Annotated in this window: 23 protein-coding genes; 20 read left to right on the forward strand and 3 right to left on the reverse strand. The window is 70.6% G+C overall.

The window, feature by feature from the left end:
• Positions 1-5: 5 nt before the first annotated feature.
• The 6 genes from IEY55_RS10775 to IEY55_RS10800 are packed head-to-tail and all read left to right on the forward strand — an operon-like array spanning position 6 to position 7207.
• Entirely contained in the window at positions 6-1688 is a 1683-nt protein-coding gene (locus IEY55_RS10775) for a hypothetical protein (RefSeq protein WP_189056613.1), read from the forward strand.
• Positions 1685-3025: an O-antigen ligase family protein gene (locus IEY55_RS10780; protein ID WP_189056615.1), complete on the forward strand. Its 1341-nt coding sequence runs from the start codon at positions 1685-1687 to the stop codon at positions 3023-3025. Before IEY55_RS10775 ends, IEY55_RS10780 begins: the two co-directional genes overlap by 4 nt.
• Positions 3022-3981, forward strand: coding sequence for a glycosyltransferase family 2 protein (locus IEY55_RS10785; RefSeq protein ID WP_189056617.1), 960 nt, complete (start codon positions 3022-3024; stop codon positions 3979-3981). The genes IEY55_RS10780 and IEY55_RS10785 overlap by 4 nt, the downstream gene beginning before the upstream one ends.
• Entirely contained in the window at positions 3978-4808 is an 831-nt protein-coding gene (locus IEY55_RS10790; RefSeq protein WP_189056619.1) for a glycosyltransferase family 2 protein, read from the forward strand. Before IEY55_RS10785 ends, IEY55_RS10790 begins: the two co-directional genes overlap by 4 nt.
• Complete coding sequence (locus IEY55_RS10795; RefSeq protein ID WP_189056621.1) at positions 4805-6244, forward strand: oligosaccharide flippase family protein; 1440 nt, start codon at positions 4805-4807, stop codon at positions 6242-6244. Before IEY55_RS10790 ends, IEY55_RS10795 begins: the two co-directional genes overlap by 4 nt.
• Positions 6245-6247: 3 nt before the next feature.
• Positions 6248-7207, forward strand: coding sequence for a glycoside hydrolase family 6 protein (locus IEY55_RS10800; RefSeq protein WP_189056623.1), 960 nt, complete (start codon positions 6248-6250; stop codon positions 7205-7207).
• On the opposite strand, the gene IEY55_RS10805 is transcribed toward IEY55_RS10800, so the two are convergent.
• Positions 7186-8298 (reverse strand): glycosyltransferase, encoded by a 1113-nt coding sequence (locus IEY55_RS10805; protein WP_189056625.1) that lies wholly within the window; start codon positions 8296-8298, stop codon positions 7186-7188. The two genes, IEY55_RS10800 and IEY55_RS10805, sit on opposite strands and share 22 nt — an antisense overlap.
• Before the next feature lie 18 nt (positions 8299-8316).
• Positions 8317-9081 carry a WecB/TagA/CpsF family glycosyltransferase gene (locus IEY55_RS10810; RefSeq protein WP_189056627.1) on the reverse strand — a complete coding sequence of 255 codons (765 nt, stop codon included), beginning with the start codon at positions 9079-9081 and terminating at the stop codon, positions 8317-8319.
• A gap of 137 nt (positions 9082-9218) precedes the next feature.
• Here IEY55_RS10810 and IEY55_RS10815 point away from each other — a divergent pair, with 137 nt between their 5' ends.
• From IEY55_RS10815 to IEY55_RS10825, 3 genes are all read left to right on the forward strand, one after another.
• The gene (locus IEY55_RS10815; protein ID WP_189056629.1) at positions 9219-9896 is read left to right on the forward strand and encodes a GNAT family N-acetyltransferase; all 678 of its coding nucleotides are present in this window, start codon (positions 9219-9221) and stop codon (positions 9894-9896) included.
• Positions 9893-11230, forward strand: a complete 1338-nt coding sequence (locus IEY55_RS10820; RefSeq protein ID WP_189056631.1) for a glutamate-1-semialdehyde 2,1-aminomutase — start codon at positions 9893-9895, stop codon at positions 11228-11230. The genes IEY55_RS10815 and IEY55_RS10820 overlap by 4 nt, the downstream gene beginning before the upstream one ends.
• Positions 11231-11340: 110 nt before the next feature.
• Entirely contained in the window at positions 11341-12072 is a 732-nt protein-coding gene (locus tag IEY55_RS10825) for a YwaF family protein (protein ID WP_229686253.1), read from the forward strand.
• A gap of 495 nt (positions 12073-12567) precedes the next feature.
• On the opposite strand, the gene IEY55_RS10830 is transcribed toward IEY55_RS10825, so the two are convergent.
• A complete protein-coding gene (locus tag IEY55_RS10830; protein ID WP_189056635.1) occupies positions 12568-13803 on the reverse strand; it encodes a helix-turn-helix domain-containing protein in 1236 nt (411 codons plus the stop codon).
• Positions 13804-14026: 223 nt separating this feature from the next.
• Between IEY55_RS10830 and IEY55_RS10835 the strand changes: the two genes are divergently transcribed.
• The 11 genes from IEY55_RS10835 (at position 14027) to IEY55_RS10885 (ending at position 25069) form a co-directional block, all read left to right on the forward strand.
• On the forward strand, positions 14027-14512 hold the full coding sequence (locus IEY55_RS10835; protein WP_189056637.1) for an NUDIX hydrolase: 486 nt from the start codon (positions 14027-14029) through the stop codon (positions 14510-14512).
• A gap of 96 nt (positions 14513-14608) precedes the next feature.
• Positions 14609-16279: a radical SAM protein gene (locus tag IEY55_RS10840; RefSeq protein WP_229686254.1), complete on the forward strand. Its 1671-nt coding sequence runs from the start codon at positions 14609-14611 to the stop codon at positions 16277-16279.
• Positions 16276-17073, forward strand: a complete 798-nt coding sequence (locus IEY55_RS10845) for a class I SAM-dependent methyltransferase (RefSeq protein WP_189056639.1) — start codon at positions 16276-16278, stop codon at positions 17071-17073. Before IEY55_RS10840 ends, IEY55_RS10845 begins: the two co-directional genes overlap by 4 nt.
• 195 nt (positions 17074-17268) lie before the next feature.
• Positions 17269-17598, forward strand: a complete 330-nt coding sequence (locus IEY55_RS10850) for an NADH-quinone oxidoreductase subunit A (RefSeq protein ID WP_189056757.1) — start codon at positions 17269-17271, stop codon at positions 17596-17598.
• Positions 17589-18563 (forward strand): hypothetical protein, encoded by a 975-nt coding sequence (locus IEY55_RS10855; protein ID WP_189056641.1) that lies wholly within the window; start codon positions 17589-17591, stop codon positions 18561-18563. Before IEY55_RS10850 ends, IEY55_RS10855 begins: the two co-directional genes overlap by 10 nt.
• A complete protein-coding gene (locus tag IEY55_RS10860) occupies positions 18556-19485 on the forward strand; it encodes an NADH-quinone oxidoreductase subunit H (RefSeq protein ID WP_189056643.1) in 930 nt (309 codons plus the stop codon). The genes IEY55_RS10855 and IEY55_RS10860 overlap by 8 nt, the downstream gene beginning before the upstream one ends.
• A gap of 10 nt (positions 19486-19495) precedes the next feature.
• Positions 19496-20071, forward strand: a complete 576-nt coding sequence (locus IEY55_RS10865) for an NADH-quinone oxidoreductase subunit J (RefSeq protein ID WP_189056644.1) — start codon at positions 19496-19498, stop codon at positions 20069-20071.
• Positions 20068-20373 (forward strand): NADH-quinone oxidoreductase subunit NuoK, encoded by a 306-nt coding sequence (nuoK, locus tag IEY55_RS10870; protein ID WP_189056646.1) that lies wholly within the window; start codon positions 20068-20070, stop codon positions 20371-20373. The genes IEY55_RS10865 and nuoK overlap by 4 nt, the downstream gene beginning before the upstream one ends.
• Positions 20370-22178, forward strand: a complete 1809-nt coding sequence (locus IEY55_RS10875; RefSeq protein ID WP_189056648.1) for an NADH-quinone oxidoreductase subunit 5 family protein — start codon at positions 20370-20372, stop codon at positions 22176-22178. Before nuoK ends, IEY55_RS10875 begins: the two co-directional genes overlap by 4 nt.
• Positions 22179-22190: 12 nt before the next feature.
• On the forward strand, positions 22191-23684 hold the full coding sequence (locus IEY55_RS10880; RefSeq protein ID WP_189056650.1) for a complex I subunit 4 family protein: 1494 nt from the start codon (positions 22191-22193) through the stop codon (positions 23682-23684).
• A complete protein-coding gene (locus IEY55_RS10885; RefSeq protein ID WP_189056653.1) occupies positions 23681-25069 on the forward strand; it encodes an NADH-quinone oxidoreductase subunit N in 1389 nt (462 codons plus the stop codon). Before IEY55_RS10880 ends, IEY55_RS10885 begins: the two co-directional genes overlap by 4 nt.
• Positions 25070-25089: the final 20 nt, after the last annotated feature.

A 25089-nucleotide genomic window follows, 5' to 3' on the forward strand; every position in this document is an offset into this window, starting at 1 on the left:
GACACGTGGACGCACTGGACATCCTGCGGATCCTTCGACATCGCTGGCAGCTGACCCTCAAGCTGGCGGCGGTGCTGGCCGTGCTGGTGGCCGCCGTGCTGGTCGTCGTGCCACCGCAACACCACACCACCGCCGTGGAGCAGGTGAGCACCACGCCGTCGGCCAAGCAGGAGAACCCGCTGCTGGTCTCGGACAAGGCGTTGGCCCAGGCGGCCACGCTCATCACGACCACGCTGAACTCGCCGCAGACGCAGGACGAGCTCAAGGCGGCCGGCGCCGTGGGCACGGTGAAGGTGTCCAACGAGGGCAGCACGGTCGACCCGGCGAGCCCGTTCGTCACCATCGACGTGACCGGGTCGCAGGCGGACCAGGTGCTGCGCACCGCCGAGCTGTACCTGAAGCGGGCCAAGGACGAGCTCAAGCGGCGCCAGGACGCGGCCAAGGTTCCGGAGAACCAGCGCATCATCCTGGACGAGGTGCTCGCCCCGAAGACCACCACCAGCACCCGGGCCGCGCAGTTCCGCGCCGCGGGAATCGTGGCCGCGGTCGGGCTGGTGCTCCTGGTGCTGACCGTATTGTTCCTGGACCGGCAGGTACAACGCCGCGCACAGGCGAAATCCGACAGCGGTGACGGGGATCGGTCCGGGCCCGACGTCGCGGGGTCCGAGTCCGCTGTGGTGCTGCCCGCCGAACCGGTCCTACGGACTACCCCGGTGCCTGATCCGGCACCGGGGTCCGGCCCGTCCGGCGGGCCGATGGCCTACCCGGTCCCGGTGCTGCCGCCAGTGTCAAAGCCCCCGGCCGACCCGGCCGGCCAGCCACCCGGGCGGCCCTCGGCGGATCCGCGTCGGGAGCCGATGGCCAAGCCGAACCCCGCCCAGGACCGCCCCTCCGAGCCGTCGCGCGATCCGGTCGACAAGCCGGTCCCGCAGCGCCCCTTCGCGGAGGCACCGACACTGCCGGCGATGAAGCCCGTCCCGGGTCCGCCGCCGGCGGGTCGGCCGGGTCCGAAGACGGGTCCGCAGCCGGTGCAGCCGGCCAAGCCGGGCCCGAACCAGGGCCCGAACCCGGCACCGAACGGTGCGCCGGCCGCCAAGCCCGGCCCGAACCACACGCCCAACGGCGCACCGGCGCCGGAGTCGGCCGGCGACCAGGCGGCGCGGACGGGCCCGGGGGCCGCACACCCCGGCAAGCCCCCCGCGGAGCCGATGGCCAAGCCGAACCAGGACGCCGAGCGGCCGGCCCCGCCGGAGGCGGCCCGGGAGAAGGCGGGGAAGCAGGGGCCGCGGCGTCCGGCCGTGGAGCCACCGACGGTTCCGGCGATGAAGCCGGTCGGCGGTCCGCCGCCGGCGGGTCGGCCGGGTCCGAAGACGGGTCCGCAGCCGGTGCAGCCGGCCAAGCCGGGCCCGAACCAGGGCCCGAACCCGGCACCGAACGGTGCGCCGGCCGCCAAGCCCGGCCCGAAGGCCGCGCCCGATGCCCAGCCCGCGGCGAAGCACGGCGCTGAGCCGAACGGTCGGCAGGAGCCGGAGCCCGCAGCCGCCGTGGACAACGGGAAGAAGCCGGCGGAGCCACGGTCGCAGGCCAAGCCCGACGTCGAGCCCGAGCCGGCCGCCGAACCGGTGCGGGAGAACAAGGTTCCCGCCACACCGCGGCCGGGCTCGAACAACGGGAGCGGCACCGCATGACGGTGACCGCCCTCGACCGCCCGGAACCGGTCGCCCGGCTCCGGCTCCGGGTGCCGCCGCAGGCCGTGCTCGCGGTCCTGGCCGTGTCGCTGATGCTGCCGCAGACCCTGGTGGTCGCCGGGATCGGCGCCTCGGTCACTCCCGCCCGGCTGATGACCGGCGTGTGCCTGCTGCTGTGGCTGGCCGCCCGCACCGGCGGTGGCCTGGGCCTGCGGGCCGGCCCGAACCCGGTGCGTGGCACGGTGCTGCTCGTCCTGCTGGGGCTCGGCGTGGCACACGCTCTCGCCCTGATTTCCGGTGTCCCCGACGTCCGGCTGGCCCCTTCCGACACCGCCGCGATGCTGTTCCTGCTGTGCTGCGGGGCGACGTTGCTGGCTGCGGACGGGTTGGCCGACCTGGCCGCGCTGCGCGTCGTGCTCGGGGCGTTGGTCGTTGGCGGCACCCTCTCGGCACTTGCCGCGATCCTGCAGTTCGCCGCCTCGGTCGACATCCGCAAGGCGCTGGTCTTACCCGGCCTGACCCTGCAGAGCGTGGGGCCCATCGACCTCGACCGCGGTGGCCTGGTGCGTTCGCTGGGTTTTGCCAACCACCCCATCGAGCTGGCCGCGGTCTCCGCCGCGGTCATCCCGCTCGCGCTGCACCTGGCGCAGTTCGGTCGCTGGCGGCTGTGGTGGCTGTCCTGCGCGGGAATCCTGGCCGGCGGCGTGCTGGTGAGCATCTCCCGTACCGGCATCGTCGCGCTGGCGGTGATCGCGCTCTCCCTGGCGCTGCGACAGGGGCTGACCCGGTGGGCCATCGGCATGACCGCGGCCGGCATCCTGGGCCTGCTCAGCCTCGGTAACGCCGGGCAGCTCACCGAAGTCCTGAGCGAAACCGTGACCGGCGCGAGCAAGGACAACGCGGTGCTGCACCGCGTGGCGGTCTGGGACTACGTGGCGGAACGGATCGGCGAACACCCCATCGCCGGCCAGGGGTACGGCACCTACTCGCCACCCGAGCAGCCCTTCCTCGACAACCAGTACCTGCTGACCACCGTGGAGTCCGGCCTGGTAGGCGCGCTGGTCCTGGCGATGTTGCTGCTGGTCCCGATCTCGGTGGCGTTCCGGGTCTGGCGGGCCGGGACCACCGCGGTGCCGCGGCGCGAGCGGCTCGCGGCCCGTGACGCCGGCTGGGCGATCGGCACCGCCCTGCTGGTGTGTGCGGTCAGCTTCGCCACCTTCGACGCGCTGGCCTTCCCGCAGATGCGGACGTTCTTCCTGCTCCTGGTCGGGGTCGCCGGCGCCTTGGCGGCGCTGGCCCGGCCCCGGTCGTCGCCCGACGAGGAGGTGCCCTCGTGACCCCGGTGCTCGTCGCCGTGGTGACCCACCAGTCCATGGCCGAGCTCCCCGGCCTGTTCTCCGGCCTGCCGGAGGCGCTGCGCGGGATCGACCGGTGGCGGGTGGTGATCGCGGACAACGCCTCCACCGACGGCGGGCCGGAGTGGGCCGCCAGGGCCCTGCCCGAGGCGACGGTCGTGGCAACCGGGGGGAATCTCGGCTACGCGGCGGGCATCAACGCGGCCATGGCCACGGCCGAGCCGGACGAGACGGTCCTCGTGCTCAACCCGGACGTGCGGCTCGCGCCCGGCTCGGTGCGGACGTTGCTGTCGGCGCTCGACGACGAGGCGGTCGGGGTCGCCGTCCCGGAGGTCACCAGACCCGACGGTACGCCCGAACCGACGTTGCGTCGTCGCCCGTCGGTGGCCCGTGCCTGGGGAGAGGCGTTGCTGGGCTCCCGCGCGCAACGCTTCCCGGCGCTGAGCGAGCGGATGCCAGTCGACGCGGGGCAGCGCGACGTGGACTGGGCCAACGGCGCCGTGCTGCTCATCGCCCCGACGGTGCGGCGCGTCATCGGACCCTGGCGGGAGGACTTGTTCCTGTACTCCGAGGAGGTCGACTACTGCCGGCGGGTTCAGGACGCCGGCTGGCAGATCCGGCAGGTTCCCGGCGCATCGGTGGTGCACCGCGGCGGTGCCGTCACCCGCAACCCCGCGCTGTGGGCCCAGATGGTGACCAACCGGGTCGTGCACGCCGCGCGCTGGGACGGCACGCGGGCGGCATGGGGTACGTGGGCCGCCTTCGTGGTCGCGCAACTGCTGCGCCTGCCGCTGCGCCGGGGGACCCACCGCGCGGCCCTGGCCGCGCTGTGGCGGGGTCGCCGCCGGCTGCTCGCCGGGGAACCGACGAACCCGGCGGCACCGGCGTCCTTCCGCGCCGCCGTCGGGGTCTCGACCGTGGGGGGAGGTCGTAGGTGAGGGACTACCAACTGCTTCCGCGTCCGGCCAAGGACTTCCTGCGCCGGACGGTCGGCCGGCACGTGGTGGCCGAGAAGTGGTGGCGACTTCGGTACGCCGCCGAGTTCAGGGCCGCGGAGCGCGCCGAAGGGGTCGAGGTCGCACTGGCGACGGGAAAACTGACCGAACTGCCCACGGCACACGTGGCCGTCGTGATCCCGACCTACCGCCGCCCGGGCCCACTGCGGGCCGCCGTTGAGAGCGCCCTCGCGCAAACCATCTCCGACGTCGCGGTTGTCGTCGTCGACGACAACGGGGGAGAGGTGGGCACACTGCCCGCGGATCCGCGGCTGACCGTCGTGCGGCTGTCGAGGACCCGCCGCAGTCCCGGCCTGTCCCGGAACGTGGGCCTGCGGGTGTCCCGCTCGCCGTACGCCGCCTTCCTCGACGACGACAACACCTGGCGTCCGGACCATCTGGAGCGCGCACTTGCCGCTCTGGCCGACGGTGCCGGCCTCGTCTACACCGGCGTGCGGCGCGTGCGTGGCGACGGGACGGAACTGGACGTGCTCAGCCAGCCGTTCGACCGCCGGGCGCTGGCCGACGACAACTTCGTGGACGCCAACTCGGTGGTGGTACGGCGTGGCTCGGGGGTGCGGTTCTCCCCCTGGCCCCGGCCGAGATGGGTGCATCCCAAGGAGGACTGGGAACTGGTCTACCGGTTGTCCGCCCGGCTGCGGGTGACGCACGTCCCGGATGTCACCGTCGACTACCTGGCACACGACGGCAGCTTCTTCAGTGACTGGTCGCGCCCCCCGACCGACCCCGGCCGGAAGGGCCGTGGATGAGTACCGCCGCGACGCTCTCCGGACGGTTCCAGCGCGGCCTGTGGCTGAGCCTGCTCAACACGCTGCTGTCGCGCGTGGGCACGTTCGCGATGGGTGTCCTGCTCGCCCGGCTGCTGGTCCCGCAGGACTTCGGTGTCTACGCCACGGCACTGGTCGTGCAGACGGTGCTGCTCACCTTCAACGACTTCGGGGTGGCCTCGGCGGTGGTGCGCCGCGAGGGCGAGGTCCGCTCCATACTGCCCACCGCGTGGACGGTGGCGGTGGTGGGCGGGGCGCTCGCGTTCCTCGCCAGCCTGCTCGCGGCGCCGACGCTGGCGCGGCTGATGGGCAGTCCCGAAGGAACCGGCGTGATCCAGCTGCTGTCCAGCAACGTGCTCCTGGACGGCTTCGCGGCCGTACCCGGGGCGCTACTGACCCGGGAACTCCAACAGGTCCGGCGACTCGTCGTCGACCTGGCCGGCACGGTGACGACGGTGACCCTGACCGTCGTGCTCGCGCTGGCCGGCGCCGGACCATGGTCCCTGGGGATCGGCCACGTGACCGGCACCGCGCTGGTCGTGGTGTTGCTCATGGCGGTGACCAAGGAGCTGCCCCGGTTCGGCATCGACCGCACGTGCCTGCGCGAGGTGGGCCGCTACGGCGCGGCCGTCGTCGCCACCTCGCTCGTGCTGGCGCTGGGATCCCTGGCACCGCAGGCGGTGACCGGCACCGTGCTGGGTGGCACCGCCGCCGGCTACTTCTACCTGGCGAACAACGTCGCCAACTGGCCGGTGTCCACGGTGTCCTCGGCGGTCGAGCGCATCGCACTGGCCACGTTCTCCCGCGCCCGGGACGCCGACGTGGACCTGGACAGGGCGGTCGCCGGGGTGACCGGCCTGGTCGGGGTCGCCGTGCTCCCCGGTGGCGCGGCGCTCGCCCTGCTCGCCGAACCCCTGGTGCGGGTGCTCTACGGCTCGGACTGGCTGCCGTCGGCGGACGCGCTGTCCGGGCTCGCCGTCGGCTCGACCGTGCTGGTGCTGGTCTCGCTCGTCGTGCACGTCCTCGTCGCGGCCGGTGCCCCGCTGTCGTCGGTGGTCGTCCAGGTTGTGTGGCTGGCGGCGCTGGTACCCGGCACCGTGGTGGCGGCCTGGCTGTGGGGGCTGCCCGGGGTCGGCTGGGCGCAGGGTGCGGTGGCCCTGCTGGTCGGGTTCCCGGTGCACCTGTGGGGAATGCGCCGCGCCGGGCTGCGGGTGACCCCGCTGCTGCTCGGTCTGGGCCGGCCGCTGCTGGTCACCGCGGTCTCGGTCACCCTGCTGCTGGCCGTACGCCTGCTGGACGACCCGGTGACCGAGCTGGTGACCGGTGGCGGCATCACCGCGGCCATCGCCGTCGGGGGCTGGCTGTCCCTGCGCCGCCAGGTGGCCACCACGCTGGACGGGACCCTGGAACGGGGGTGAGTGATGCACCGACGCGCAGCGGTCGTGCTCGTGCTGGGAGTGCTCCTCGCGGCCGGATGTTCGGCGCGCGAGTCGGACGACTCCGCGCCCGATGTGCCCGGCGCCCTGTACGTCGATCCCCGGTCCAGCGCGGCGCGGTGGGTCGAGGCGAACCCCGACGACCCCAGGGCGGCCGTGATCCGCGACCGGCTGGCCAGCCACGCGGTGGCCCGCTGGATCGGGCCGGACAACGTGCGGGAGAACGTCGAGGGCTACACGCTGGCCGCGGCGCGGAAGCGCCAGACACCGGTGCTGGTCGCCTACAACATCCCCGTCCGCGACTGCAACCAGGAGGCGGCGGGCGGTGCCCGCAGCGGTGGGGACTACCGGCAGTGGGCGGCCGATCTCGCGGCGGGCATCGGGCGCCGGCCGGCCATCGTGATCGCCGAGCCGGACGCCCTCATCCACCTGGACTGCCTGTCCGAGCAGGGCCGCCGGGAGCGCGCCCGGCTGCTCACGACGCTGGTCGACACGTTGCGCGAGCGCGCCCCCCGGGCACTGGTCTACCTCGACGCCGGGGACGGCCGCTGGAACTCGCCCGAGACGATGGCGCCCCTGCTGGCGGCGGCCGGGATCGCCGGTGCGCGTGGCTTCGCGCTCAACGTCGCGAACTACAACCCCACACTGGACCTGATCGGCGTCGCGAAGGAGCTGCGCGAGCTGCTGTCGGACCGGTACGGCATCAACACCCACTTCGTCCTCGACACCGGCCGCAACGGCAACCCCGACTACGACGGCAAGGACTGGTGCAACCCGCCCGACCGGCGGCTGGGCGACCCGCCCGTGGTGGGCGGCCAGGACGGCCTGGACGCGCGGCTCTGGGTGAAGCCACCGGGGGAGTCCGACGGGGACTGCGGCACCGCACCCGGAACGACCGCCGGCACGTTCGCGCCGGATCTCGCCTACCGGATGGCGGTGGGCTGATGCGGATCGGAAACCAGCAGCTCCGCCGCGCTGGCCGCCTCCTGCCGCCGCACCCAGTCCGACACCGGGACGGCCAGCTCACCGGCGACCCAGCGCCGCACCACGGCGGCGGTCCGGTCGGGATCGGCGGCGGCCAGCCACGGCCCGTCCGGGTCGACCGCGGCGGCCAGCTCCGGTGGCACCACCGAGGGCAGGCCGAACTCGGCCGCCTCCAGCATCTTCACGCTGATGCCGGTGCTCGCCCCGAACCGCGGTACCACCACCAGACCCACCCGGCGGTAGAAGTCGGCCTCGTCGGCCACCCGGCCCAGGGCGGTGACCCGCGGGTGCCCGGCGTGGGCCTCGGTGCCCGTTCCCGCCAGCACGAGACGCACCGGCACGCCCCAGCGCTCCAGCTGCTCGTGGACCGGGCCCAGCAGCACTGCCAGGGCCTGCTCGTTCGGCGGCCAGCTCGCCTTGCCGATGAAGCCGACCGCGTCGCCGGTCGGGTGCTGCGCCCGCGGTACCAGCGGGACGGGCAGCTGCTCGGCCGGCACACCCCAGCCCTGCAGGACGGTGGCGTCGGTGCGGGACAGGGTGAACACGCGGCGCGGGTACCGCAGCAACGCGCGTTCCGCCCGCGGCATGCGCCAGGTCTCGCCGAGCAGTCGCAGCGGCCACGGTGCGTGCGCGGTGGCGATCGTGCTCTCGACGTTGTGCGCCACGTAGGCCCGCACCGGGACGCCGGCAGCCGAGGCCAGCAGCAGGCCCGGCCAGCCGCTGGCGATCACCACGCGGCCGGCCGCGCTCTGGCGGAGCAGCGCGGCGGCCCCCCGCCACCCCGGAAACGCGCTGAACTTCCGTGCCTGGTAGGGCTGTGCGGAGAACAGCATCGAGCCGGCGACGCGGGCGAGCCGTGCCGGGTCGGAGCGGATCTCCAGCGGCACCGAGCCGGCCGAGCGCACCGTGAAGCCACACTCCGTCCGGGCGCCTTCCGGCCCCGTCACGGAGACCACCGCGACGTCGTGCCGCTCACCCAGCGCGGTGAGCAACCGCCGGTCCACCCAGCTACTGCCGCCGAGTTCGCGGCGGTCCAGCGGGTAGGTGGTCACGAAGCAGACCTTCATCACTCAGCCTTTCCAGGCGGAAAGCGTACGCACCCGCTCGCCCACCACGCGGGCCAGGAACAGCGGGTTGCCGATCACGTAGCGGCCGAACAGCCGGCGTGGCTCCAGCCGGAGCCGGTGCAGCCACTCCAGGCGCAGGCGCCGCATCCATTGTGGCGCACGCGGAAAGCGGCCGAAGAAGATGTCGAAGAACGCACCGACGCTCACACCCAGCCGCGCTCCGGTGTCCGGAAGATGGCGGTGCAGGAACAGCTCCTGGCGCGGGTTGCCCAGGGCGGCGAAGAGAACCTGGGCGCCGCTGTCGCGGATCCGGCGGACCACCTGCTCCGTCTCACCCGGCCCGAAGTACCCGTGGTGCGTGCCCACGATCCGCAGTCCCGGGAACGAGCGGGGCAGCCGCTCGGCGTCCCGTTCGGCCACGCCCGGCCGGCCCCCGAGCAGGAACACGGTCAGACCGCGGTCGACGACCATGCGCAGCACCGCGGGGCTCAGGTCGGTCCCATTCAGATTGTCCGGAAAGGACGATCCCCACAGGCGCGCCGCGATCGCCAGGCCCACGCCGTCGTTGAGCACCAGGGAACAGTCGTGCAACGCGGACCGGTAGGCGTGGTCACGGACGGCGAGGTTGAGCGAGTGTGCGTTGACGAACGCGACCGTGTCCGGTTCGTCGCGGTCGAGCAGGAACTCGATCTCCCGCAACGCGTCGTCGCGGTTCGTCCTCGCCACGGGTACCCCGAGCAAGGTCAAGGTTGGGACGTTTTTCCGCACGGGTTCACCGTATCCCGTCACCGACCGGCATTGGTCGTATGCCGTGTGGGGCGAGTTGGACGTCGACGACCATACGTGGAAGGAAAGCGGTTCGCCGTATGGCCGGAATCACCACGAGCACGAGAAGGACACCTGGCGTGAACGGGATCCGTGAGCGAGTCGCGCTCGGTATCGGCGGTCGGCTGGCGCGCGTGCGGCGCGTCAGCCACGCGATTCGGAGCCGGATGTACCCCGACCATCCGGGCTGGCCGGCCGTTCTGGGCCCGGTCCAGGTACGGCAGCGTCGGATCGCACTCAGACCGGCGCAGATGGATGACGCCGCCGCATGGGTCGCGGCCGTGCGGGAGGATCGGGCGAGCCTGGAACGCTGGTGGCGCACTGATCCGCGACCGTGGCACGAGCGGATCACCACCCGGGAGTGGCGGGCGCAGTGCGAGGGGCTGCTGCGGGCCGCCCGCCGGGGGTACGCCCTCCCGTTCGCGCTCGTCGTGGACGGCCGGTTCGCCGGCCAGTTCACGTTGGACCGGATCGACCGGGCACACGGAGCCGCCGAGGTCGGCGTGTGGGTGGCACGCGACTACCGGGACGGCGTCGTGGTGGTCACGGCGATGCGGCTGTTGCTGCAACACGCCTTTGGTGCGCTCGGCCTGTACCGGGTCGTCGCACCGATCGATGTGGACAACCGACCGGCCGCGGCGGCCGCGGCCCGCGTCGGGTTCCGGCGGGAAGGGGTGATGCGTGGTTACCTCGACGTCGGCGGTCAGCGTCGGGATCACGTGCTCTGGGCGATCCTGCGGGAGGACTTCACGTCGTGACAGCAGATTTCGGACGTAGCAACGAGTTGCAGGGGCGCCTGCACCACCTCGTGCCCGGCGGGGCGCACACCTACGCGCGCGGGAGCGACCAGTACCCGGAGGACATGGCGCCGGTGCTGGTTCGTGGGCAGGGCGCGCGGGTCTGGGATGTCGACGGAAACTGCTTCGTCGAGTACGGGATGGGGCTGCGGGCGGTGACGCTCGGCCACAACCACCCGGCGGTGACCCAGGCGGTGCAGGCGGTGTTGGCGGACGGCGTGAGCTTCACCCGCCCGACGGTGCACGAGGTGGCCGCCGCGGAGGATTTTCTTGCCACCGTACCCGGGGCAGAGATGGTCAAGTTCGCCAAGAACGGCTCCGACGTGACGACCGCCGCGGTGCGGCTGGCCCGTGCCGCCACCGGACGCGACCTGGTGGCGATCTGTGCCGACCATCCGTTCTTCTCGGTTGATGACTGGTTCATCGGTACGGTGGGGATGAACGCCGGTATCCCCGAGGCCACTCGCGAACTCACGGTATCCTTCCGCTACAACGATCTGGAGTCACTGCGGGAGCTCTTCGACCGTCACACCGACCGGATCTCCTGTGTCGTTCTCGAGGCGGCAACTGCCCTTGCCGAGCCGGAACCCGGTTTCCTGGAAGGCGTCCGGGAGTTGTGCGACCGGACTGGAACCGTCCTGATCTTCGACGAGATGATCACCGGCTTCCGCTGGGCGGCCGGTGGTGCGCAGCAGGTCTACGGGGTCCGACCCGACCTTTCCTGCTGGGGCAAGGCAATGGGCAACGGCTTCCCGGTCGCGGCACTGGCCGGTCGGCGGGATCTGATGGAACTCGGCGGGCTGCGCACCGACCGGCCCCGGGTGTTCCTGCTGTCCACCACGCATGGGCCGGAGACCGTCTCGCTGGCCGCGTTCCGCGCCGTCGCTCAGGTCTACCGGGAGGAGGACCCGGTGGCGACCATGGAACAACGCGGGCGGCTCCTGGCTGACGGGGTCAACGAGTGTGCCCGCGAGCTGGGGGTGGCCGACGCCGTCGCGGTCGTGGGCCGTCCCTCCTGCGAAGTCTTCGTCACCCGCGACGCCGAGGGCCGGCCGTCCCAGGAGTACCGCACGCTGTTCCTGCAGGAGCTGTTGCGTCGCGGGGTGCTGGGCCAGTCGTTCGTGATCTCCGCCGCCCACACCGAGCGGGATGTGGCACAGACGATCGACGCGTGCCGGGAGGCACTCCTGGTTTACCGCAAGGCGCTGGAAGCGGGGAGCGTTTCCGGCTTCCTGCACGGCCGTCCGGTGGCCCCCGCCCTTCGTGGTCACGCCGCACCCCGCCGCCTGCCCTGACTCCGAGCCGTTTCTGCCGCGGCTCCCCTTCTTGAGCAGCGGTTTCCGGGCGCTGACGAAGATGCCATTCGGGCTGCGGAGAATGTTGCCCGGAAGTAGCCTTGCGAGTTGTGCACCCGCAGGCGGTGGAGCGGCAGTTCGCCCTGTACGGCCCCTCGCACTGGGCGACGCTCGCGCTCTTCGCGGTGGGCGCGGTCGTGCTCGTCGTGCTGGCGCGAAGGCCGGCGACCGCGGACGCGGTGCGGCGTTGTGCCCGCGGGCTTGCGGTCTTCGCGCTGGCGCTGCAGCTGGGATCGTTCGTCTACTACATGTTGCCGGGACAGTGGAGTCTCCAGGAGTCGCTACCGCTGCAGCTCTCCGACCTCGCTGGGCTCGTCACCGCCTACGCCCTGTGGTCCCACCGGTACTGGGCCTTCTCCCTCACCTATTACTGGGGGTTGACGCTGAGTACGCAGGCCCTGATCACCCCCGTGTACCGGGGGCCGGACTTCCCGTACTGGGAGTTCGTGTTGTTCTGGGCGTGGCACCTGTTCGTCGTGTGGGCCGCGATCTACCTCACCTGGGGGCGGCGTATGCGACCCAGCTGGCGCAGCTACTGGATCGCGGCCGTGGTGACGGTGACCTGGGCGGTGACCGTCCTGGTGTTCAACGCCGTCGCCGGCACCAACTACGGCTATCTCAACGCCAAGCCGGACACGTGGTCCGTACTGGAGCTGATGGGCGACTGGCCGTGGTACGTGCTGGTCGAGTCCACGCTCGTCCTCGGGGTATGGGCGGTGGTCATGACCCTGCCGTGGACGAGGCGGTCCAGGCGGGAGGCTCCCCGACGCGGGCGGGAGTGAGTGGATGTAGTCCTCGAATCCGGGCAGCGCGGGGTCGTGTGGAGGCGCCGGCAGTGTCCCGGCCGCGGCGAGCCCGTTCGCGTACTTGAGCAGGCACCTCTCGCAGATGGCGCCCTCGTTCGTCTTCTCCACCAGGGTTCGGTCGACCTGGCGACCGCACAGGGTGACAGGTGGGTCGTGGTCCGGTTCGGGAAAGGCATGTACGTGGGTGCGGGATTGACTGCCGGGTACGTGCACCAGCCAGAACTCGAGTGTGGTCAGGGCCGCCTCCGGATGCAGAGAAGGTCACGGCCGGGCACCACGGTGTTGAGCCGGACCCGAACCCGGCGGGCACGCAATGGGGCCATCTTCCGGTCCCACTCGTGGGATTCCTGGACTTCGTCCGGCGTCAACCGACGCCACCCGCGCACGATCACCGCGTCTACCTCCCTCGTCTGTCGAGGCAGGCGACGCTATGGGTAGGCCGGTGGCCGCGGGTTCACAAACTGTGAACCCTCAGTTCAGGCCAAACCGGTTACGCAGCGAGCCCAGTTCCCAGGTGCGGATACGTGCCCGGTTCTCCAGCTCAACCAGTACCTCTCGTGCGACCGGGTCCTGCCGGATGCGGAGCGGTGCAAGGCGGTCGGCTCGATCCAGATGCTGGACGGCCTCCCAGTCCCGGATTCCGCCTTCCTGAGCGAGAGCTCGAGCCAGGTCGACATGCAGCATGCCGAGCCGGTCCGCGCTGCCGAGTATCCCGAAATCAACATCGACGGCGTTCTGCTCCACTGCGGCGCCACGCCCCAACTCGACACCGACCGAGATCTTCCACACCGCGACGTTGGCGGGCCCGAAATGCTGGCCCATGCCGTTGCGCTCGCCCGATCGCGCGGCAAGCCTGGTCGCTTCGTCGAGGTGGCTGTCCGCTTGGTCTGCGTCGTCGAGCCGCGCCGCGTTCATCGCGGCGGTTAGGTGGAGCAGGCCGTAAGCCTCCGCGGCGTCGGTGTGTTCCGAGGAGGGGTCAGCGATGGGTTCGAGGGCATCGATCGCCTTCTCCAGCACCGCGGCAGCTCGCCGGTCTGCACCGACCCGCTGGAGCGCCTGTGCTCGCCGTTGGCTCGCCCATCCGAGCAGTGCGGGATCATCGGACAACCGTGCGGCTTCGTAGCCACGGCGTGCCGCCTCCAGCGCGAGGTCCGGATGCCCCAGGTTCTTGGTCACCCCGAAGGCCACCAGACACGCCTCGACCAACAGTGCCAAGGCGGTCTGCCGTTCCTCGCCTCCGCGCGTCGCGACGATGATCTGCAGTTCGGTGAGCAGCGCGCCAAGACCCCGCCCCGCCAGATCATAGCGACATTGGTCCAGGTAGGCGGTCATCCGGTCATGCACGGCGTCCGCGAGCATCGTCGCTGGCCGTGCCGGCAGGTCTGGGACGTCGTCCAACGTGCAGTCATGTAGCGCGAGCTGGATCTCGGGAACCGCCTGTAACGCCTCTGCCCCTCGCCGATCCGCCGGGCCATAAGGCTCGCCCGTGAGATCGACAACCGAACAGCCGAGCGCGGCCGCGAGGTTGTTGATCAGGCTGCGGCGCTCGAAGCGTCGTTCTCCGCTTTCGAGCATGGACAGGTAGGACTTGGAGATGCCGGCGAGACCCGCGGTGACTGCCAGGCTCATGCCACGGCGTCGTCGGATCATGCGTGCCCGCTCACCGATGTCGGCGGGCGGCAACTTCGGCCTGCTGGTCTTGGGCATGCGGTGCTCCTCATCTGCCGAGCCCTCTCCGCCCGGGCCCCGGGACGGCGGTTGTCCGGACGACCGTCCCGGGGCGTTCCTCTCGGCAGAGAGGCGTCACCGACCGTACCGACGCGGTGACTGACCTGAAAGAGTGCGGGTGCCCATCACGGGCCGTGGCCGGTGCGCCGCCTGTGGTCGCGCCCCGTGGTCGAATGACGTGGGTACGGCCAGACTGGAGATTGTGGCGAGAAAACGCAGCGCGGGAATCCTGGTGTTCCGGCGGGCCGGGAACGAGATCGAGGTGCTGCTCGGGCACATGGGCGGACCGTTCTGGGCGCGGCGGGACGCCGGCGCGTGGTCGATTCCCAAGGGCGAGTACGAGCCGGACGAGGAACCCCAAGCCGCGGCGGGCCGGGAGTTCGTGGAGGAACTCGGCCTTCCGGTGCCCGACGGGACGTGGGTGGACCTGGGCAGCGTGCGGCAACCCGGTGGCAAGGTCGTGACGGTGTGGGCGGTGCAGGGCGACCTCGACCCGGCGAAGGTGGTTCCCGGCACCTTCCGCATGGAATGGCCCAAGGGCTCCGGTCAGCTCCGCGAGTTTCCCGAGGTCGACCTGGTCGACTGGTTCGGCCTCGCGGCGGCCCGCGACAAGGTGGTGGCCGGCCAGCGGCCCTTCCTCGACCGGCTGGCCGACCAGCTCGATGCCCGTGGCGAACCGAGCGAGTAAAGATCAGCCCCGACAGCACCCCCGTGATGAACCCCGGTGCCGGTGCTGGGTGGCCAGCAGCCGGACGGGCGATTGTCTGGCGGGTGACACTCCCCGGTGCGGTCCACCACGATCAATGGTGAGGTGGTCGGCGATCAGGGACCGAATGGAGGCGTGCTGCACGTGGCAGGAGCCAAGCGGGACCGGGACGAGGTCTTCGTCGAGTACACGAAAAGCATCTGCCCGGTGTGCAAGGTCGTGGTGGACGCGCAGGTCAACATCCGCGACAACAAGGTCTACCTGCGGAAACGCTGCCGGGAGCACGGCTGGTTCGAGGCGCTGGTCTACGGTGACGCCCAGGCGTACCTGGCCTCGACGCGGTTCAACAAGCCGGGGACGATCCCCCTGACGTTCCAGACGGACGTCAAGGACGGCTGCCCGTCGGACTGCGGGCTGTGCCCGGAACACAAGCAACACGCCTGCCTGGGCATCATCGAGGTCAACACCAACTGCAACCTGGACTGCCCGATCTGCTTCGCCGACTCCGGGCACCAGCCCGACGGCTACTCGATCTCCCTCGAGCAGTGCGAGCGGATGCTGGACACCTTCGTCGCGGCCGAGGGCGAGCCCGAGGTGGTGATGTTCTCCGGCGGGGAACCCACCATCCACAAGCACATCCTCGACTTCATCGACCTGGCGCGGGCCCGGCCGATCAAGGTCGTCAACCTCAACACCAACGGCATCCGCCTGGCCACGGACAAGCGGTTCGTCGCCGCGCTGGCCGAACGCAACCGGCCCGATCGTCCGGTGAACATCTACCTGCAGTTCGACGGGTTCGACGAGCGCACCCACCGCGAGATCCGAGGCAAGGACCTGCGCGAGCGCAAGCGAGGCGCGTTGGACAACTGCGCCGATGCCGGCCTGACTGTCAGCCTGGCGGCGGCGATCGAGCGTGGGCTCAACGAGCACGAGATCGGCGACATCGTCCGGTTCGGCATCGAGCATCCGGCGGTGCGCTCGGTGGTCTTCCAACCGGTGACCCACTCCGGGCGGCACGTCGAGTTCGACCCCCTGACCCGGCTGACCAACTCCGACGTCATCGAGCTGCTCGCGGCCCAGTGCCCGGACTGGTTCGGCAAGGACGACTTCTTCCCGGTGCCGTGCTGCTTTCCGACCTGCCGGTCCGTGACCTATTTGCTGGTGGACCGCCGAGCGAACCGCACCGATGTCGTGCCGATCCCTCGGTTGATCAACATCGACGAATATCTGGACTACGTGACCAACCGAGTGATGCCCGACGCCGCCGTGCGGGCGGCACTGGAGAAACTGTGGAGCGCCTCGGCGTTCATGGGTGCGGAGACCACCGCCCGCAGCCTGGAGACCACTGCCGGGGAACTGGACTGCGTCGCATGCGGGATTGATCTACCGCAGGCGGTGAAGGAGCTCGACGAGCGGGCGTTCATGATCGTGGTGCAGGACTTCCAGGACCCCTACACCCTCAACGTCAAGCAACTGATGAAGTGCTGCGTGGAGGAGATCACCCCGGACGGTCGCATCATTCCTTTCTGCGCCTACAACTCCGTCGGTTACCGGGAACAGGTCCGTGAGCAGATGTCCGGAGTGCGGGTAGCCGATGTCGTCCCCAATGCCGTCGAACTCCAACCCGTGTTGGCAGATTCGCCCTACGGTTCGAAGGTCGCCCGTTCCACGAGCAGCGATGGCAACGGGCATCGGCCGGCGATCGCCCCGGACACGACCAACGTCGGGCGCAAGGCGGTGGAACGGTGACGGTCCCCGAGGACACGGAGCGTATCAAGTCCTGTTGCGCGGCCGCGTACGGCAACGATGCTGTGGCGCTCGTCCTCGGCGAGTCCTACCACCCCGGCGGCTTGGTCCTCACCCGGCGCGTGGCCGAGGCCCTGCGACTGCGTCCGAACCAGCGGGTGGTGGACGTGGCCTCGGGCCCGGGCGCGACCGCCCGGCTGCTCGCCACCGAGCACCACGTCACCGTGGACGGGGTCGATCTCGGTGAGTCCACGGTGGCCAACGCCCGTTCCACGACCGAGAAAGCCGGCCTGGGTGACCAGGTCCGGTTTCACCACGGTGACGCTGAATGCCTTCCCCTTCCTGACAACGTCGCTGACGCACTGGTCTGCGAGTGCGCGTTCTGCACCTTTCCCAACAAGGAGGCGGCGGCCGCCGAGTTCGCCCGGGTCCTGCGCCCCGGCGGCCGAGCCGGCATCACCGATGTGACCATCGCCGAGCAGGAGTTGCCCGAAGAACTCAGCACGCTTGCCGGGTGGGTGGCCTGCATCGCGGACGCCCGCCCCCTTCAGGACTACCTTCGGATCCTGGCCGACGCCGGGTTGCAGACATTGCGCACCGAGACGCACAACGACGCGATCGCGCGGATGATCGACCAGATTGACGCGAGGCTCCGGGTCCTGCGCATGACGTCCGCCAATCGCCTCACCGAGGCCGGAGTCGATGTCGACGCGGTCCTGAAACACACCGGGCTCGCTCGCCAGGCCGTGGCGGACGGGCTCATCGGCTACTCCCTCCTCATCGCGGAGAAAGTTTGATCCCGCCGGCAGCACACCCACGCCGTCATTCGATGGTTTAGTGAGACCACGGCGCGCGGGTCGAACTGCCGATCCGCGCCCGCACCTCGCGCCAACATCATCGGCGAGCCGATCAGGACGGCGTACGGCGGCCGCCGTCCGGGTACCCGGGCTGGCGAGCTGCGGGAGGTGCCTGTGGGGTGGTACGTGCCGGTCATGGCCTTGGCCGCGCTCGGCCTGGCCCTGGTCGGCGCCACCTACGCAATCGGCCTCTTGGTGACGGTGCAGCGCCGCCCCCTGGTCACGCCGCCATTCCTCGCCGGCGGCTTGCCCCGAGAGCACGCGGTGTCCCGGTTCCACGTGCGCTGGTACGTGGTAACGCTGCTGTTCCTGGCCTTCGACATGGAGATGGTCTTCATGTACCCGTGGGCGGTGGTGGTCGCCGAGGTCGGCGTCGAGGCCGTGGTGGAGATGTTCACGTTCCTCGCCGTGCTCCTCGCCGGCGTCGTCTACGTGTGGCGCGAGGGTGGGCTCCGGTGGACCTGATCAGTGCCCTACGCCGTGCCGCGTTCACCCGCCCGAATCTGCTTCTCGTGGTGGCGCCCGGCGCCACGGGCCCACGGCTGGCGATGGAACGGTTCACCCGAGAACACGGCTGGTCGCTGGCGGACACGGCGGCGGACGCCGATGCTCTCGTCGAGATCGGCGAACTCGACGAGCCGTTGACCGCAGTAGCCGAGGTGCTGTGGCGGCAGCTTCCTCGGCCAGCGGTGCGCCTGTCGTTGGGGGACGAGGTCGGCGTCGGGGAGGCCCTGGCGAGGCTCCCCGAGCGGCTCCGGTCGTGGCGGCCGACGGACGAGCCGTCGGAGGAGTGGCCAGAGCCACCCATGGCGGACCGGGCCCCGGACCGGGATGGTCTGCGGCTCGACGTGCTGCGAGTCCCACTCGGACCCGTGTTGCCGTACTGGCCCGCAGGACTGCGGCTCGTCGTGGACATGCAGGGCGACGTCGTACAGTTCGCTGAAGTGGAGCTGCTGGGCGTCACGGGTCGGACACGCCCGTACTGGACCGGTGAAACGCGCTCCGCCGCGCGTCGTTTGGATGCGGCCGCCCGCTTACTGGGTGTGGCGGGTTGGACGGCGATGAGCACTCGGTGCCAGATCCTGCGCGACCGGTTGCTCGCCGGTGGAACGGGCACGTTCGTAGCCACGGAAGTCGACAGACTGGCAAGACGGGTGCGGCGCAGCCCGCTACTCGGTGCCATGCTCCGCGGGCTTGCTCCCCTTCCTGGCCTCGGTGATGCCCACGAGCGCCTGAGCAACTGGCTGGCCGAGGTAGCGCGTGCCTCGACGGCTGACGAAGCTGGACCGCCCGTTGCGGAACTCCTCAACGTCCTGCCCGATGTGGTATTCGGTGCGGAGCTGAGCGTGGTTCGGCTCATCGTGGCGAGCCTCGACCTCGACATCGCCGAGATCACAGAACCGAGCCACGGTGGGATTTCCCATGGCTGAACCAGCTCCAATGTGGACTGTTCTGGTGCTGCCGATCGTCCTGGGTGGCCTGGCGTTGTTTGCGGCGTCCCTCAACGGCGTGCTGACTGCCGTCGCGTCCGGCCGCAGAGCCACGCTCGCAGAGTGGGCCGAGCCGCTTCGCGCGAGCGCTCGCCTTCTGGTGCGACAGCGGCGAACCACGTTCCGCGCGGACGTCGTGTTACGTCGCGTCGGCATCGCCGGAATCGTTGTTGCCGCCCTACTCGCGTCCGTGCCCACCCCGTTGGGAGGCGTGGCGGTCGCCGATCTCCCGGTCGGGGTCGTCTGGTTCAACGCGATGGAGATCCTGCTGTGGGCGCTGGTGTGGCTGACCGGCTGGGGCGGTAACTCGGCCTTCTCGCTGGTGGGTGGATACCGGTTCCTCGCGCAGGCACTGGCCTACGAGCTTCCGCTGATGTTCGCGCTCACCGCACCCCCACTGGCCGCCGACTCGTTGCGGGTAGGTGCGATCGTCCAAGCCCAGCAGGATGTCTGGTTCGCGCTGTGGATGCCGCTCGCCTTCCTCGTCTACCTCATCGGCATCGTCGGAGTGGCCTTCTGGGGTCCGCTGTCCCCACCTGCCGCGGCCGATGTGGCCGGGGGCGTGACGGCGGAGCTGTCCGGTGCGGACCGGCTGGTGTTCCTGGCCGGTCGCTACCTGATGCTGGCCGCCGGCGCCGCGTTCGCGGTGCCGCTGTTCCTCGGTGGCGGACAGGGGCCGTTGCTTCCGGCGTGGCTGTGGTCGCTGTTGAAGATGGCTGCCGTCCTCGCGGTGCTGGTGTGGCTGCGCCGGTTCTCCCTGGTCCGGGCCGAGCGCCTGATGTCGTGGGGCTGGCTGGTGTTGCTGCCGGTCGTCCTGCTGCAGGTGCTCGTGGTCGGTGTCGTGGTGTTGCTGCGCGGGTAGGGGGAGAACCATGTGGGAGGTCATCGCGTTCTGGGTGCTCGCGGTGCTGGCGGTGGCCAGCGGGATTGCCGTGTTCCGGGTCGACTCGATGGCCCGGGCGACCTTCCTGCTGCTGGCGTCCTTCCTTTTCGTGGCCGGCGAGATGCTGGTGCTCGAACTGCACTACCTGGGCGCGCTCACCGTGCTGATGATGACGGCGGAGATGGCCATCATGGCCGTCTTCATGATCATGTTCATGATGAACCCCGCCGGCCTCGAACCCATGGAGATGGTGCACAACAAGCGCGGGGCACTGGTCATCTCCGTGGCCGTGTTCGTCGCCCTCACCGCGGCCGCCCTGGTGGTGCCCTGGCCCGAACGGGCCGCGCCGCACCCGTCGGACGCCACGCACCAGCTCGGCGAGGCGATCATGCGCGACAAGATGCTGGTGATGATGGTGGTCGGTGTCGGCCTGTTCGCCACGATGGTCGCCGCGACCCTGCTCGCCACGGCCCGCGGCCGCTACGGCGAGCACGCCGCACCCTCCCGGCCCGAACCGTCGCCCCACGCCCACGCACACCACCATCACGCCGGGGGAGACCGATGAACCTGCAGGTGTTCCTGGTGCTCGCGGCCGCGCTCTTCGCGGCCGGCCTCTACGGTGCACTGTCCCAGCAGTCCATTGTCATGATCATGATGGGCCTGGAGCTGATGATCAACGCCGTACTCGTCGGTGCGGTGGCTTTCTGGTACTACGCCTGGCCGCAGCAGGCCGACGGCCAGTTCCTGGTGCTGCTGGCGATGGTGGTGATGGCGATCGAGATGGCCATGGGCTTCGCCGCCACGATCGCCATTTTTCGCGCCAGGGACGTGGACATGACCGACCTGGCCGCGGACCTCAAGGGATGAGCGCCGTCCTGTGGCTGCTTCCGGGCCTGCCGCTGCTGGCCGGCGGAGTGTTGTGCGTCGTCGGCCGCCGCGGAAACCGAGCAGCGGCACCGGTGGCCGTCGCTGTCCTGGCCGCGACCCTCGGGCTGGCGGCGTGGGCGGCTGTCGTGCGGCCTTCGGCCCGCGTCCCCTTCATGGTCGGTCTTCCGCTCAGGCTGGCTGTGGATGACCTGTCCGCGCTGATGATCGTGACGGTGGCCGCGGTAACCCTGCTGGTCCTGCTGTACTCGGTCGCCGAATTCGCCGCCGATGAGGCGAGCGCACGGTTCTTCGGGCTCGTGCTCCTCTTCGCCGGGGCGATGCTGCTGACGGTCAGCGCCACCAGCCTGCTGCCGCTGCTGATGGCGTGGGAAGTGATGGGCGCGACCTCATACGCCCTGATCGCGTTCTGGTGGCGGGACACCTGGCGTGTCCGGACGGCCACGACAGCCTTTCTCACCACCCGGGCCGCCGATCTGGGGCTCTACGTAGCGGCTGGTGCCGCCTTTGCCGCCGTCGGCTCGCTCGACCTCGGTGCACTGGCAACGGTGCCCGCGCCGTGGCTCCATGTCGTGGCCGGCGGCGTGCTGCTGGCGGCCGCGGGAAAATCGGCGCAACTGCCGTTCTCGTTCTGGTTGTCCGGTGCGATGGCCGGCCCGAGCCCGGTGAGCGCGTTGTTGCACTCGGCCACCATGGTCGCGGCCGGCGCCTATCTTCTGCTTCGGCTCTCACCCCTGCTGCACTCCTCCGGTTGGGGAGCTGGCACGACCGCATGGCTCGGCGCGCTCACCGCCCTCGTCCTGGGCGCTGTGGCGTGTGTGCAACGGGATCTCAAGCAGCTGCTGGCCGCCTCGACCTCGGCCCAGGTGGGTCTCATGGTGCTCGCGGCGGGAACCGGCGCGGTCAGCGGGGGAGCGCTGCACCTGGCCACGCATGCCGCGGTCAAGAGCCTGCTCTTCCTGACAGCAGGGGTTTGGCTGGTGTCGCTCGGCTCCCAGGACCTGGCTCGGCTCGCCGGCGCGGCCCGCCGCTGGCCACTGGTCGGTGCCGCCTTCGCCGTGGGGGCGTTGTCCCTGGCGGGCATACCGCCGCTGGCGATGTGGGTCAGCAAGGATCTCGCCCTCGCCAACGCGGACCCGGGACTGTGGACCGTCGCACTCGCCGCCGCAGCACTCAGCGCCGTGTATGCCGGGCGAGCACTGTTCGGTGTGGTTGGCCAGGCATGGAACGAAAACCGCACAACAGTAGGCCATCCCACCCGGTTGGCCGTGGCGGTGCTGGTGGTGTTGGCCGTGCCGTCCGCCGGGCTCGGTGTGGCCGCGCTCGTGGTGCCGGACCTGCCTGCCGATGTCCAGGGCTTCGAAATCCTCGCCTCGGTGGTGGTGGCCCCGGCCGCGTTGCTCGCTGCCTGGGCGTGGACGCGACAGGGCGCGCCGTTGCCCACCGCGGCGGCCACCTGGGGTGAACGGTGGCTCGGGCTGCGGGCCCTCGCCGAGCGGTTCGTGGCCAGGCCGACCCACGCCCTGGCCCGAGCACTGGCCGTGTTCGACGACCGTGTCGTCGCCGGAGCCGTATCGGCCCTGGGCCGCGGCGGGCGGCAGGCCGCTTCGGCGTTCGACGGCGGAGCGGAGCGTGCCGTGCGCGGCCTGGTCGACGCGGTTGGGTATGGCGCGCGAAAGCTGGGAAGGGCGGCACGGCGGCCGCAGACAGGCCAGCTACATCAGTACTACGCCCAGGCAGCCGTGGCGTTGGTGTTGGTCGCGGTGTTGATCGTCCTGGTGGTGTGAAGGGGATCGAATGTGCTGACGGTGGTGGTGTTCCTCCCGGTTGTGGCGGGCGTGCTGCTGCTCGCAACGCCACGGTTGCCGGACGCGGTGCTGCGGTGGTGCCTCGTGGCGGTCACCGCCGTCGAGCTCGTCCTGGTCATGGTGCTGTGGGCCGACTTTCCCGGAGCTGCGGGCTACCGCTTCGAGGCGAGAGTGCCGTGGATGCCGAGCATCGGCGTCTCCTACCACGTCGGCCTGGACGGACTGGCGCTGCCACTGGTGGCGATGACCGCGGTGCTGTTCCTGGCCTGCGCGGTGTACTCCCTTCGGGAGACCCGTCGGGTTCGCGCCTACGTCGCCCTGTTGCTGTTCCTGGAGACCACCGCGGTCGGCCTGTTCGCAGCGCTCGACCTCATCCTGTTCTTCCTGTTCTTCGACCTGTCCATCGTGGGGATGTACTTCGTCATCGCCGGCTGGGGGCACCGCGACCACCGGCGCGCGGCGTTGCAGTTCTTCCTCTACACCTTCATCGGCTCGCTCGCGCTGCTTCTCGGCTTCATCGGGCTGTACCTCGCGGCCGACCCGCACACCTTCGACATCGCCGACCTCACCGCGAGCCGGCCGCTCGACGGCGCGCCGCTGGCGGGTGCGCTGGTCCTGCTGGCGGTGACCGTGGGGCTGGCGATCAAGACCCCGCTGGTGCCGTTCCACACCTGGCTGCCCCCGGCACACACCGAAGCCCCTGCGGCCGGTTCCGCGCTCCTGGCCGGTGTGCTGCTGAAGATGGGCACCTACGGGTTCGTGCGGATCGCCATGCCCGTACTACCGGCGGCCTGGCGGCAGTACACCGTGGTCTTCGTCGTGGTAGGCGTGGTCAGTGTGCTCTACGGCGCACTGGTCGCACTCGCCCAGACCGACTTCAAGCGGATGATCGCCTACACCTCGGTCAATCACATGGGCTACATCGCGTTGGCGATCGGCACCGCGGGCATCATCGCCGGAAACGACGCGCAGGCCCGGCAACTCGCCGTCACCGGGGCGGTGACCCAGATGGTGAGCCACGGCCTCATCACCGGCGCCCTGTTCCTGCTCGCCGGTGTCTTCTACGACCGGGCGCGGACCTACGACATGTCCTCCTACAGCGGCCTGGCCGGGACGGCTCCCCGCTTCGCGGGGCTGACCGCCGTCGGTGCCTTCGCCTCACTGGGGCTGCCAGGGTTCTCCGGGTTCATCGCGGAGTTCCAGATCTTCACCGGGAGCCTCGGGGCGCAGCCGGTCGCAACAGCGCTGGCGGTACTGGGGATTCTTGTCACTGCCGCGCTGTTCCTGCTCGCCCTGCAACGAGTCTTCCTCGGCCAGCAGCGGCTTCCGGCGTACGTGCCCACGTTCGGTGACCTCCGGGTGGCGGAGTTCGTCGCGGTGGCGCCGTTGCTGTCGCTCGCCCTGCTGATCGGTGTGCTGCCGAGGTTCCTGCTCGACACGATCGAGCGTGGCGCCGGAGCCGTGGTGGAGCTGGTGGCCCGGTGATACGCAACGTTCTCGCCCTGCTACCGGAGCTGTGGCTCCTCGCCGGTGCGATCGGCGGGTTGTTGCTCGGCCTGTGGCTACCGCGAAACCGACAGTGGGTCGTGCACGTGGTAGCCGCCGTCGCGCTGCTGCTGGCAATCGGGTACGCGATCGCCGCGGCCACTGGTCCGGATCGAGCGGTGTTCACCGGCACCTACACGCTTGATGCCACGCTGCACACCGTGCGGGTGGTCGCGCCCACAGCGACGTTGCTCGTCCTGGCGATCGCACGCCCTTCCGTCCACAACCATCACCGGGAAACGGAGTTCGCCACTCTTCTCCTCCTCACCACCCTCGGCGCGGTCCTGCTTGCCGGTTCCAGCGACCTCCTGGTGCTGATCGCCGCTTACCTACTGGCCAGCGTTCCGCTGTACGCGTTGGCCGGTTTCGGCAAGGACGCCACGGGTACCGAGGCCGCACTCAAACTGGTGTTGTTCGGAGCGTTCCTCGGTATCACCATGCTTGCCGGAGCGACCGTTCTCTACGGTCTCGGCGGCGGAACCAGCTACGAGGTGCTCCGTTCCGGCCTGGCCGACGCACCCCCGGCCGCCGTTGCGGCCGCCGTGGTCGCCGTACTGGCCGGACTGATCTTCAAGGCGGGCGCGGTACCCGGGCACTTCTGGGTCCCGGACGCCACCGAAGGCACCGGGATCGCGGTGGCGGCATTTCTGACCACAGTGCCCAAGATCGGGGGCCTTGCCGCAATCTTCCGGCTGGTCACCGTGACGCTACCGACCCACGCCGACGCGGCGTTGATCCTTGCCATCCTGGCCGCCGCCTCCATGACCTTGGGCAACCTCGCGGCGTTCTGGCAGGACAATGTCCGTCGCCTGCTCGCTTACTCAGCCGTCAGCCAGGTCGGATACCTCCTGCTCGCCCCAGCTGCCGCCGGCGCCACGCTGGCCCGGCCCGCGCTGCTCTACTACCTCGCCGGCTACGCGGTCACCAACCTCGGTGCCTTCGCGGTGGTCGCCGCTCGCCCCGGTGCCGAGCGGCTCACCGACTACACCGGCCTGTTCCGGCGTTCGCCCGCGCTCGCCCTGAGCCTGGTGGTGTGCCTGCTGGGTCTGGTGGGCACCCCACCCACCGCGGTCTTCGTCGGCAAGCTCACCGTGTTCGTCGCCGGCCTGGACGCCGGGCTCGCCTGGTTGGTCGTGCTCGCGGCCATCAACACCGTCGCCAGCGTCTTCTACTACCTACGCTGGATCAGCCCGCTGTTCCAGAACACCGAACACGGACAGGCCGGTGCGGGCAACCGTTGGGGAGGATATGTCGCCTACGCCGCGGCCGGCCTGTCGCTTCTTGTTGGTGTTGGTGGCGGGGTGCTGCTCGCCCTACTTCCCTGATGCGCGTCCATTGGTTGCAC

The organism is Longimycelium tulufanense, assembly GCF_014645795.1.
GTDB classification, from domain to species: domain Bacteria; phylum Actinomycetota; class Actinomycetes; order Mycobacteriales; family Pseudonocardiaceae; genus Longimycelium; species Longimycelium tulufanense.